The organism is Paractinoplanes bogorensis, from assembly GCF_018829635.1.
Taxonomy (GTDB): Bacteria; Actinomycetota; Actinomycetes; order Mycobacteriales; family Micromonosporaceae; genus Actinoplanes; species Actinoplanes bogorensis.
This window is the reverse complement of the sequence record NZ_JAHKKG010000005.1, coordinates 244,559-256,609: the sequence shown is the minus strand read 5'-3', so window position 1 is coordinate 256,609 and position 12,051 is coordinate 244,559. Positions and strand designations below refer to the sequence as shown.

The window sequence follows — 12,051 nt, the reverse complement described above, 5'->3', positions numbered from 1 at the left end:
AGCCCAGCGTGAGACGCGCACAACTCTGCGCAAGGACTACCGTGGACGCGGTGTACGACGTGTTCCTCAGCTTCACCCGCAAGGGCCATCCGGCGGTGGCCGACGTCAGTTTCCAACGCCTGACCGAGGCCGGCCTGCGCGTCTATCGGGACACGGCCAACCAGCCCGGCGACAGCATCTCCGACGAGATCGTCACCGCGCTGCGGAAGAGCAGGCTGGTCGTCGTCGTGTATTCCGCGGCGTACAGCCGGCGGTGGGCCGGCCAGTGGGAGTTCATTCAGGCCTACCTGGCCGGTGCAGCCGAGGGCGACGCGACCCGGCGGCTTCTGATCATCAACCCGGAGCCGGACGACCAACACATCGTGCCGTACGCGGCCTCGGACATGATGATGCTCCCGGCGGCCGACCTCGCGCGGCTGCCCGACCTCGTCCGGGAGAAGCTCGACCGCCTCGGGACGGCAACCATGTCGGGGATCCGTCGGTTCACGCAGACCCAGTGGCTGCCGCCCACGATCCCGGGCTCGTTCGGGCACCTCGGGCGGTTCGGCGACCTGTGGCGGGTGCACAACGCGCTCACCGGCGTCGAGCGGCCATTGAAGATCAAGACCCGGTCGGGCCCGGCCGCCCTGGTCAGCGGGATGGCCGGCATCGGGAAGACGTCGCTCGTGCGGGCGTTCGCGTGGACGTTCGAGGCAGCACACCGCGGCGGTGTCCACTGGACGAGCGTCGGGGGCGACGGCGGTGTGGACGCCGCTGTCGCGCGGTTTCACGTGCAGGTACGCCGGCTGGCCGACGCCATGGGCGTGCCGAGCACCGGCGAGTCCGACGACCGTGTCGCGGTGCTCGTCGCCGACCACCTCGACAAGGGCGGGCAGCCCCACCTCTGGGTAGTTGACGATCTTCCTGTAGATCTCGGTCACGGCGACCTCGACCGTTTCGTCGTGCCGGGGTCGCTGGCCCGGCACGTCTTCATCACCCGCAGGGCCGGTCTCGGAGCCGGTCTGGCGACCGTGCCGCTGACCGGCCTCGGCGAAACCGATGGCCTCGCTCTCCTGCACGAGGCCAGGCCCATCACCGGCGCTGACCGTCGAGCCGCGACCTCGATCATCGAGCGTCTCGACGGGCACCCGCTGGCACTGCGCGCCGTGGCCCGGCGGCTGCGGCAGACCATGGGCCTGCTGTCGTACGCCGAACTGGACGCCCGCCTCGACACCCTCGGCGCGGGTGACGCGGTGGGCGCGGCGATCCGCGAATCGGTCCGATCGCTGCCCCCGATCGAACGGATGGTCATCGGCGTCGCCGCCATGCTCGCCCCCGCGCCCGCTCCGGCCCGGCTCCTGGGGGACGTCATCGCCTCCCTGAGAAACGAACCGGATCTGGCCGTCGCGGACGGTCTCGACGATCTACGCCGGCACGGCTTCGTGAGCGGCGACAACGACCGGTGGCAAGTCCATCCGCTGGTCGTGGAGGCAGCCGCGGCACTTGGCCCGCCGCCGGTGCCGGCCACTCGGATCGGCGCCGCCGCCGCGACGATCCTGATCGACCGGCTGGCCGACGCGCACGCCCACCCCGCGGAGACGTCACTGCTGGTCCGGCACGCTGAGGCCGTGGCCTCCCGCCCCGAGCTCACCGGGACCGGTCTGGCCGAGGGACTGCGCCGACCGGTCGCCCGGCACCACGATCGGGCCGGCGACCCGGCCCGGGCGGCGGCGGTGTGGCGCGCGGTCGCGGCCGCCGATCCGGGCTCGGCCGCGGATCACGCCGACGCCGCGCTCGCATGCGTTTCCAACGGCGAGTTCGCGGTCGCCGCCACGCTGGCGAATCAGGCGATCATGCTCGGCGGCCCGGCCGACGTGAGCGGGCGGGCGCGGTGGGCGCTGGCGGCCGCCCTCGACGGCCTCGGCCGATACCTCGACGCCGAGCCCGTCTGGGCCGTCCTCGAGGCGATCCGGTGGCAGCCCGAGAGCGGCCGGCGGATCGTGTTCGCCGTATCCCGCGCCCGGTCGCTGGCCGCCCAGGGCCGGCTGCGTTCGGCTCTTGAGCTGCTGGAGCCCCTCTCCCGTCCGGATCCGCAAGCATCCACGGTCGACCCCGACCAGCTCAACGCGGCCCGGATCGAAACCGCCCGGCTGCTCCTGCTGACCAGCTCCGAGCGGCAGGCTCGGGAGATGGCCGAAACGGTGGTCGCCTACTACCGCGACCGTGACGCCACCTCGCACATCCGCTGTCTGGAGGCCGAACTCGTCTGGGCCGAGGCGGCGGTCGCGCTGGCCCTGTTCGAGTTGCGTTCCGACACCAGCCGCTGGCGCGAGGCCGAACTGCTGCTGGCCGACACTGAACAGCGGTTCCGCGAGGTCGCCGGGCACGAGAGCGTCTTCGGGCCGGCCGCCGCTGTGCAACGCGGGCTCGTCCTGGCCCGCCTCGGCAAGCAGTCCGAGGCCCGCGCGGTACTCACGCCGGCGCTGAACGAGATCGCCGCCTTGTTGTCCGATCGCCACCCGCTGCACCTGCGGGGCCGGTATGCCTTGGCTCTCACGTACCTGCAGCTCAACGAGCATCGCGTCGCGGCCGGGCAGCTCGCCGAGGTGTGGCGGGCCCAGTGCGAGGTCGTCGGACCGGGGCATCCCGACACCCTCAACACGCAGCTGGAATTCGCCATCTCCGCCCGGTACTCCGGATCACCGGAGTGGAAGTCGCTGCTCGACGGCGTGTGGAGCCGGTTGCCGGGCGAGATCGGCCGTGAGAACGATCTCTACGGCCGCACGCTGGTGGCCAAGGGACTGCTGCCGGTCATCCCGACAGCGGCGGTCAAATTCCTCAACAAGATCGAAATCAAGCGGAAGAAGCTGCGGGGCGAATGACCACCGTCGTGCCGGCCTCCAGCGTGATCGACTCCGGCGCCGAGGGCGAGTGCGTCGACGAGATCCTCGAAGTCCAGCGGGTTGCCGGTGTCGCCAAGGGCGTCGGGAATCTGCGGCTCGGGAACGCGGGTCAGCACGAAGCGCAGCCCGGTCGCGGTCGTCTCCACGGTGACCGAGTCGACGACGGCAGACAGCAGAGTTCATCGCCGGTGATATCGGCCGCATCGAGGATCGCCCGGAGTTGGTCGACCGCAGAGCCGCCACCCGTGCGGATCAGCGCGAGGGTGGCCGCGAGCTGCGGGCGACAGGCGTCGGGTCGCGCCGCGGCCAGGCTGCGCCGCAGCTCCAGCGCCCGCCGTCCGGCGGCCAGCCGTCATGGCGGAACTCGCCCGGGGCCGACGTCACCGGTCCAACCTGGACCACCACTCGGCGACAGACTTCGACCGCGGGCTGTGCGGGCCACGCGAGTGGGGCGTTCCTAGGCGCGCAGCGCGAAAATTCCGTAGCCGAAGCCGTCGACCTGCATGGATCCCTCAGTCTGGCACACGCCCTCGGTCCAGATCGGATCGACGGCGGTTTCGAAGGTCAGCGTTGCCGGCTCGCGGCGCGGGTTGAGCACGACCAGGTGGGAGTCGCCCCGAATGTAGGCCAACGGGTAGCCGGCGGACACCACCCGTGTGGAGGCCCGCGTGCCCAGAGCCGGTGTGGCCTTGCGCAGGGCGATCAGCCTGCGGACGAAGGCCAGGGTCGAGCCGGGATCGTCCTCCTGGGCGGCGACCGTCGGGCGGTCGTCGGCGGGGTCGATCGGCAGGTAGAGCTTGGACGCGTCGGCCGTGGAGAAGCCGGCGTTCGGGGTGTCGTCCCACTGCATGGGGGTGCGGCAGCCGGCCCGGTTGTAGGTCGGGTTGCAGATCGAGCCCTCGACGTTCGGCAGGCCGGGCAGGTAGCGCATGCCGATCTCGTCGCCGTAGTACAGGCACGGGATGTTGCCCCAGGTGAACAGGAAGATCAGGGCGGTGGCCAGCTGCTCCGGCGTGCGCGGGCCGCATCGCAGGCGGTCGTAGTCGTGGTCGGCGGTGCACATGATGATCGGCCGGTCGGGGTGGCCGTCGCGGGCCTCGGCCCACGCGTCGAGGAACGGCTGGGTGCTGCCCCGGCCGTCGGCGTCGAAGAACGGCTCGCGGGACGGCTGGAACGGCAGGACCCCGGCGTAGTGGTTGTCGAACAGGCTCGCGTGCGCATCCATGATCACGAGGAAGAAGTCGGCGTCGAAGGCGAACGAGCCGCCCGTGCGCGGCTCGGACCCTTCCGGAATCAGCACCGCATCGGGATACGCCTCCTCCAGCCACGACCGGAGCTCACGCCAGAGCTCGACCGTCTCCGCGTAGCCCCGATTCAACTCTTCGTCCTTGACCAGCGAGAACGCCATGTCGACGCGGAAACCGGCCACCCCGAGATCGAGCCAGTGAGCGATGATGTCGCGCAACGCCTGCCGATTACGCCGCGGCCCCGGAGCGTCGATCGCGTCGCGCCACGGCTCTTCCCCCGCGCCCGGAGAAATCTGCCCACCGGACGAACGCTGCCCGCCAGACGAAGACTCCCCTGCGGACAACAGCTGCCCACCGGACGAGATCTGCTCCCCCGACGACACCTGGCCGCCCGACGGAAGCTGCCCACCCGGCAGATGCGGCCCGCCCGGCGATGGCTGCTCGCCGGATGTGTTCTGCCCACCCGACGCAAGCTGCCCACCCGACGGCCGCTCCCCGGACGACACCTGCCCACCCGACGCAAGCTGCCCACCCGATGGCCGCTCCCCGGACGACACCTGCCCACCCGACGCAAGCTGCGCACCCGATGGCTGCTCCGTGGACGACTTCTGCCCACCCGACCACGGGTGCTCGCCGGACGACGGCTCGCCGTGCGGGCGCGGCACCCAGCCGAAGTTGAGGGCCGGCTGCTCGTCGTAGAAGTTCTTGAGGTACCAGCCGGGGCGCGGGCCCGGCGACGGCACCCAGGCGGGCGTGCCGGGCATGTCGCGGGCCCACCCCGACGCGGGAAGCTCCGAGCACCAGATGTAGCGGTCGCCGGCCGGGTCGGGGCCGTCGGCGGCCAGTTCCCGCTGGAACCACGGGTGCTCGATCGACGTGTGCCCGGCCACCAGGTCGAGCAGGACGCGGATGCCCCGCTCGCCCGCCTTGCGGACCAGCTCGGCCATGTCGTCGTTGGTGCCGTAACGCGGCGCGATCGTCAGGTAGTCGGACACGTCGTAGCCGGCGTCGACGAACGGCGACGCGAAGCACGGGTTGAACCAGATGACGTCGATGCCGAGCGACGCGATGTGGTCGAGCCGGTCGATGACGCCGCGCAGGTCACCCACGCCGTCACCGTCCGAGTCGGCGAACGATTGCGGATAGATCTCGTACATCACCGCGTCGGCCAGCCACTCACGCCCCATGGTCGCCATGCTAATCGGGGGCTACCGGTCGAGCATTCCGGCGATCACCGTGCGGGCCGGGGTCGCCGGGCGGCCGATGACCTTTTCCAGGGTCGGGTCGGTGACCGCGAACTCGCCGCGGCGCGCGGCCCGGAACATGCCGAGCGTGAACTCGGCCGCCGCCTCGGGCACGCCGGCCTCGACCGCCGCGGCCTTCCACTCGTCGTCGCCGACGACGACCCGGCTGATCGTGCGGCCGGTCAGCTCGCTCACGACGGCGGCGACGGCCTCGAAATCCAGCGTCTCGGGCGCGGTCAACGGCGGGGTGATCCCGTCGAGGACGCCCTCTTCGGCCAGCGCGACCGCGGCCACCTCGGCCAGGTCGTCGTGCGCCGTCCACGAGAAGGGGCCGTCGGCCGGCACTGCGAACCGCCCGGTCTCGAGGGCCGCGCCCAGGTAGTAGCCGATCGTGCTGGTGTAGAACCCGTTGCGCAGCGAGGTGAACGGCACCCCGGTCGCGAGCAGGTGTTCCTCGGAGGCGGCGTGGGTGAGCTGCGCCGGGAACAGCGACCGGGGCGACGACGCCTGGTGGCTCGTGTAGAGGATCCGGCGCACCCCGGCGTCGCGCGCGGCGTCGATGGCGGCCAGGTTGGCGGTCAGGCCGCCCGGCCCGCGGATCGCGGCCGAGACGACCAGCACCCGCTCGGCCCCCTCGAATGCGTGGGCCAGGGTGGCCGGCTCGGTGAAGTCGCCGCGCCGCACGCGGACGCCCCGCTCGGCCAGGTGGGCGGCCTTGGCTGGATCTTGCACGCTGACGCCGACCTGCCCGGCCGGCACGCGCTGGAGCACATGCTCGACGATCCGCGACCCGAGCTGCCCGGTGGCACCGGTGATGACGATCATGAGAACTCCCTCGTTTCCGTCGCTACGCCGACCACGTTAGCACTGTTTCTTCCGGCGCTAACAATGGCCTGTTACCATCGCTACATGACTTTTCCCGTACGGGACGACACCCGCGCCCGCATCGTCGAAGAGGCGACGCGGATCCTGCAGGAGCAGGGTTCCCGGGCCGTCACGACACGGGCCGTCGCCCAGGCCGCGAGCGTGCAGGCGCCCACGATCTACCGTCTGTTCGGCGACAAGGACGGCCTGATCGACGCCGTGGCCGAGCACGTCATGGCCGCCTACGTGGCGACCAAGGCGATGATCGAGGCGGCCGCCGATCCGGTCGCCGATCTGCGCCACGGCTGGCACAACCACATCGAGTTCGGCCTGGCCAATCCCGGCCTCTACGCGATGCTCAACAGCCCCGAGCGGGCCGGCCAGTCCCCCGCGACCGCCACCGGCGTCGAGGTGCTCCGGGCCCGCGTGCGCCGGCTGGCCGCCGCCGGCCTGCTCCGCGTCGACGAGGAACGCGCCGTCGCCATGATCCACGCCGCCGGCGCCGGCACAGTCCTGACCCTGCTGGCCTCCCCCGCCGAGTCCCGCGACATGGCCCTGTCCGACGCGATGTTCGACATGGTGGCCGCCGCGATCCTGACCACCGCACCGGCCGTGCCGGCCCGCGACACCACCGCCCTGGCCGTCACGTTCGCCGCCGCCCTGCCCGACCTGCCCGCCCTGACCGACGCCGAGCGCACCCTGATGGCCGAGTGGCTGACCCGCTCCCTGACCCACTTACGTTGATGGCCCCGCCGAGGCGGGGCCATCAGGACGAACGACCAGCAACAAGCAAGCCCGACCGGCGCCATACGCGAAGCGTCCAGCCGGCGCCACACGCGAAGCGCCCGGCCAGCGGCAACAAGCGGTCAGCGGGAGGCGCCGGCCCGGCGCTTGGTCCACACGTCGAAGGCCACCGCGGCCAGCAGCACCGCGCCCTTGACCAGCATGACCTGTTCGCTCGGGGCGCCGATCAGGCTCATGCCGTTGTTGATGACGCCCATGATCAGGCCGCCGGTGATGGCGCCTACCACCTTGCCGACGCCGCCCTGCACGGCGGCGCCGCCGATGAACGCGGCCGCGATCGCGTCCAGTTCGAACTGGTCGCCGCCGGTCGGGTTGGCCTGGTTGAGCCGGCCCGCGAAGATGATGCCGGCCAAGGCGGACAGGACACCCATGTTCACGAAGATCCAGAACACGACCGACTTCACCTTGACGCCGGAGAGTGTTGCCGCCTGCAGGTTGCCGCCGACCGCGTAGATCTGGCGGCCGAACACCGCACGGTTGGTCAGCAGCGTGTAGCCGAGCACCAGCGCCGCCAGCAGCACGAGCACCCACGGCAGGTTGCGGAAGCGGGCGAGTTGCACGATCACGAACATGACCACGAACCCGGCCACCACGATCTTCGCGACGAACAGCGGGAACGGCTCGACCACCTGGCCGTAGCGCACCCTCCCGGCCCGCGACCGCCACTGCACGACCACGATGCCGGCCACCGCGGCGATGCCGATCAGCAGCGAGACCAGGTCGGCCCCGCCGAGGGCGCCGAGCCCGATGTTCCCGAGGTAACCGTCGGTGAAGCCGTTGGACAGGGTGCGGACCTCGTCCGGGAACGGGCCGATCCCCCGGTTGCCGAGGATGTTGTAGGTGACCGCCCGGAACAGCAGCATGCCGGCCAGCGTGACGATGAACGCCGGGATGCCGAAGTACGCGACCCAGTAGCCCTGCCACGCGCCGATCGCCGCCCCCACGAGCAGCGTGATCAGCACGGCCAGGGGCCACGGCACGTTGTGGTTGACCATCAGGACGGCCGACACCGCGCCGGTCGCGGCCACGATCGAGCCCACCGACAGGTCGATGTGCCCGGAAATGATCACCAGGATCATGCCGATGGCCAGGATCAGGATGTACGAGTTCTGCACGATGATGTTGCTGATGTTCTGCGGCGCGAGCATGTCGCCGCCGGTGAGGATCGTGAACAGCAGCACGATGGCCGCGAACGCGATATAGATGCCGCTCTGGCGCAGATTGATGGAGAACCGGCGGCCACCACCCGTACCGGAATCGGGAATTGATGTTTTGGCCACGTCGAGCTCGAGACTCATCGCGGGGCCTCCTGTCCGGCGGTCATGAGAGTCATCAGGCCCTCCTGGGTGGCGTCGGCGCGCGGCACCTCACCGGTGATCCGCCCGGCCGAGAGGGTGTAGATGCGGTCGCACAGCCCGAGCAGCTCGGGCAGCTCGCTGGAGATCAGCAGCACGGCTTTGCCCTCGTCGGCGAGCCGGTTGATGATCGTGTAGATCTCGTACTTGGCACCGACGTCGATGCCCCGGGTCGGTTCGTCGAGGATCAGCACGTCCGGATCGGTGAAGATCCACTTGGAGAGCACGACTTTCTGCTGGTTGCCGCCGGACAGTTTGCCGGTGATCGAGCCGACGCTCGGGGCCTTGATGTTCAAGCTTTTCCGGTACGAGTCGGCAACCTGGTACTCCTCGTTGTCGTCGACCCAGCCCCGTTTCGCGAGCTTGCGCAGTGCCGCCGCCGAGACGTTGCGTTTGATGTCCTCGATCAGGTTGAGCCCGTACCGTTTGCGGTCCTCGGTGGCGTAGGCGATGCCGTGCCGGATGGCCTCACCGACCGTGCGCAGGCGGATCTCGCGGCCGTCCTTGTAGATCCGTCCGCTGATCCCGACGCCGTACGCGCGTCCGAAAATGCTCATTGCCAGCTCGGTGCGCCCGGCCCCCATCAGCCCGGCCAGCCCGACGATCTCACCCCGGTTGAGGGTGAAGCTCGCGTCCGACACGAGCAGCCGGCCGTGCTGGGTCGGGCTGTGCACGGTCCAGTTCTCGACCCGCAGGATCTCGTCGCCGATGCTCGGTTCGTGCGGCGGGAACCGGTGGTCGAGGTCGCGCCCGACCATGCCGCTGATGATCCGGTCCTCGGTCAGGCCGTCGGCGTCCAAGGTGGTGATCGTCCGGCCGTCGCGCAGGATGGTGACCCGGTCGGCGATCTCGAGCACCTCGTTCAGCTTGTGCGAGATGATCACGCAGGTGATGCCTTCGTCGCGCAGGCCGCGGAGCAGTCCGAGCAGGTGGGCCGAGTCGTCGTCGTTGAGCGCGGCCGTGGGCTCGTCGAGGATCAGCAGCCGTACGCGTTTGGACAGGGCCTTGGCGATCTCGACCAGCTGCTGCTTGCCGACACCGAGGTCGAGCACCGGGGTGACCGGGTTTTCCCGCAGCCCGACCCGGCGCATCAGTTCGGCCGCGGCGGCGTTGGTCCGGTTCCAGTCGATCAGGCCCCGTCTGGACTGCTCGTTGCCGAGGAAGATGTTCTCGGCGATCGACAGGTTGGGCGCCAGCGCGAGTTCCTGGTGGATGATCACGATGCCGCGGTGCTCGCTGTCGCGGATGCCAGAAAATCGACATTCCGTTCCCTCGTACGTGATCTCGCCCTCGTACTGACCATGCGGGTAGACGCCGGAGAGCACCTTCATCAGGGTGCTCTTGCCGGCGCCGTTCTCCCCGCAGATCGCGTGGATCTCGCCGCGGAGCACCTCCAGATTGACGTCGTCCAGGGCCCGTACGCCCGGGAAGGTCTTGGAGATGCCCCGCATGCGCAGGATGTCGTCGCTCATTACTTGAGCTGAGCCTCGGTGTAGTAGCCGGAGTCGACGAGTTCCTTCTTGTAGTTGGACTTGTCGACGATCACGGACTCCAGCAGCATCGACGGGACGACCTTGACGCCGTTGTCGTAGTCCTTGGTGTTGTTGGTCTCCGGCTGCTGACCCTTGAGCACGGCGTCGGCCATCGACACGGTCGTCTTGGCCAGCTCACGCGTGTCCTTGTAGATCGTCGAGTACTGCTCACCGCGCAGGATCGACTTGACCGAGGCCTGCTCGGCGTCCTGACCGGTGACGATCGGCCAGGGCTGGGCGGCCGTGCCGTACCCGTTGCTCTTGAGCGCCGACAGGATGCCGATCGAGAGTCCGTCGTACGGGGAAAGAACTCCGTCGACCTTGGCCCCGCCCCGGTAGGTGGAGGTGAGCAGGTTCTCCATGCGGTCCTGGGCGGTCTTGGCCTGCCAGCGCAGGATGGCGACGGTCTTGAAGTCGGTCTGCTTGCTCTTCACGACCAGGGTGCCGTCGTCGATCTTCGGCTGGAGGACGCTCATCGCGCCGTTGAAGAAGAACGTGGCGTTGTTGTCGTCGGGCGAGCCGGCGAACAGCTCGATGTTGAACGGGCCCTTGGCGTCGCCCGCGGAGCCGTCCGCCTTGAGCACCTTGAGGCCGGTGAGCAGCGAGGTTGCCTGCTGTACGCCGACCTTGAAGTTGTCGAACGTCGCGTAGTAGTCCACGTTGGGGCTCTCGCGGATGAGCCGGTCGTACGCGATGACCGGGATCTTGTTGGCCTTCGCGTTCTCGAGCTGGGTGGTGATCGCGGTGCCGTCGATCGACGCGATGATCAGCAGTTTCGCGCCCTTGGTGATCTGGTTGTCGAGCTGCTGGGTCTGCGTCGGGATCTTGTCCTCGGCGTATTGGAGGTCGACCTTGTAGCCGAGCGCCTCGAGCTGCTTCTTCAGGTTGTCACCGTCGCTGATCCACCGCTCACTCGAGCGTGTGGGCATGGTGACACCGATCAGAGCGCCCTCATTGTTCGCGCCGGCGCCGGCTTGCTGGTCGACAGTCTTCTCGCTGGAACCACATGCGGCCAGGGCGGCGGTGAGCACGGCGGCACTGGCCACCGCACCCATCCTGGACAGTCTCATGCGGAACTCCTTGGGGTCCGTCGGAGCTGGGGTGCGGTCGAGTGTGAACGGTCACACGAACGGGTGTCAACCATTCAGAGCAACGTTGCCGACATTTGGCCGAAACGTTGTTATCGATAACAGCGAGGTCTCGACGGGCACGACGGTGATCGATTCCGCCGCGCCCAGCTCGGGGCGGCTGTGCTCGTCCGCCTGCTCTCCCTAGCCCGGGGCGAGGAGGCAGAACTCGTTGCCCTCGTGGTCGGCCATGACCGACCACGAGACGTCGCCGTCCAGCGGGATCATGACGGCGCCGAGCGACTCCAGCCGGGCCGCCTCGGCCGCGGGGTCGTCACCCGGGTAGGGGCGGATGTCGAGATGGACCCGGTTCCAGCCGGTCTTCACGTCGGGTGTACGGAGGAATTGCAGGTACGGCCCGACGCCCTGCCACGAGCGCAGGACCGCGTTGTCGTCGCCCGCCCTGAGCACGGTCCAGTCCGTGGCCCGGCCCCAGAAGCCGGCCATGACCCGCGGATCCGCACAGTCGACGACCACGGTCGAGATCGGACCGGTGTCGCTCTCCGGGTCGTGCCAGTCCAGCACGCAGAACTCGTTGCCCTCAGGGTCGGCCATCACGGTCCACGAGACGTCACCCTGACCGATGTCGATCAGTGTGGCGCCGTCGGCCCGGAGGCGGGCCACCAGTTCGGCCTTGTGCTCCGGGGAGTTCGTCGCGAGGTCGAGGTGCACCCGGTTCTTGCCGGTCCCGGGCTCGGGCGAGGCGATCAGGTCGATGAAGACGGCGGCGGGATCCGGATAAGGGATGCCCGCGGGTCCGAGGGTGGTGACGCCCGGCCCCTCACTCGACATGGTCCAGCCGAGAGCCCGGGCCCAGAACCCGCCCAGCGCGGCGTCGTCGTGGGCCTTCATGGTGATCTGCACCAGCCGGGTCCCCATGCCGGCGATCATAGATCGCGGCCGGCGGGCGTTCCGGAAACCGGACGCGGGCCGGACCGGCGCCGGCGAGGCGTGGCCCAGCAAGGAGCGATGAACAGCTCGTGGCGCTCTCATTCG

Annotated in this window: 8 protein-coding genes; 2 read left to right on the top strand and 6 right to left on the bottom strand. The window is 69.7% G+C overall.

The window, feature by feature from the left end; translation table 11 throughout:
- Positions 1 to 50 precede the first annotated feature (50 nt).
- A complete protein-coding gene (locus KOI35_RS16585) occupies positions 51 to 2,861 on the top strand; it encodes a tetratricopeptide repeat protein (RefSeq protein ID WP_215788357.1) in 2,811 nt (936 codons plus the stop codon).
- Between the two features lie 478 nt (positions 2,862 to 3,339).
- Here KOI35_RS16585 and KOI35_RS16580 read toward each other — a convergent pair whose 3' ends face one another.
- Positions 3,340 to 5,316, bottom strand: coding sequence for an alpha-amylase family glycosyl hydrolase (locus tag KOI35_RS16580; RefSeq protein WP_215788356.1), 1,977 nt, complete (start codon positions 5,314 to 5,316; stop codon positions 3,340 to 3,342).
- 21 nt (positions 5,317 to 5,337) lie between these two features.
- On the bottom strand, positions 5,338 to 6,198 hold the full coding sequence (locus KOI35_RS16575) for an NAD(P)H-binding protein (protein ID WP_215788355.1): 861 nt from the start codon (positions 6,196 to 6,198) through the stop codon (positions 5,338 to 5,340).
- 84 nt (positions 6,199 to 6,282) lie between these two features.
- On the opposite strand from KOI35_RS16575, the gene KOI35_RS48410 reads away from it, so the two are divergent.
- Positions 6,283 to 6,981, top strand: coding sequence for a TetR/AcrR family transcriptional regulator (locus KOI35_RS48410; protein WP_215788354.1), 699 nt, complete (start codon positions 6,283 to 6,285; stop codon positions 6,979 to 6,981).
- Between the two features lie 122 nt (positions 6,982 to 7,103).
- Here the strand turns inward: KOI35_RS48410 and mmsB are convergent, their stop codons facing one another.
- The 4 genes from mmsB to KOI35_RS16550 form a co-directional block, all read right to left on the bottom strand.
- Entirely contained in the window at positions 7,104 to 8,339 is a 1,236-nt protein-coding gene (mmsB, locus tag KOI35_RS16565; RefSeq protein WP_215788353.1) for a multiple monosaccharide ABC transporter permease, read from the bottom strand.
- Positions 8,336 to 9,868, bottom strand: a complete 1,533-nt coding sequence (mmsA, locus tag KOI35_RS16560; RefSeq protein ID WP_215788352.1) for a multiple monosaccharide ABC transporter ATP-binding protein — start codon at positions 9,866 to 9,868, stop codon at positions 8,336 to 8,338. The genes mmsB and mmsA overlap by 4 nt, the downstream gene beginning before the upstream one ends.
- Positions 9,868 to 10,998, bottom strand: coding sequence for a multiple monosaccharide ABC transporter substrate-binding protein (chvE, locus tag KOI35_RS16555; RefSeq protein ID WP_215788351.1), 1,131 nt, complete (start codon positions 10,996 to 10,998; stop codon positions 9,868 to 9,870). The genes mmsA and chvE overlap by 1 nt, the downstream gene beginning before the upstream one ends.
- 201 nt (positions 10,999 to 11,199) lie before the next feature.
- The gene (locus tag KOI35_RS16550; protein WP_215788350.1) at positions 11,200 to 11,934 is read right to left on the bottom strand and encodes a VOC family protein; all 735 of its coding nucleotides are present in this window, start codon (positions 11,932 to 11,934) and stop codon (positions 11,200 to 11,202) included.
- Positions 11,935 to 12,051: the final 117 nt, after the last annotated feature.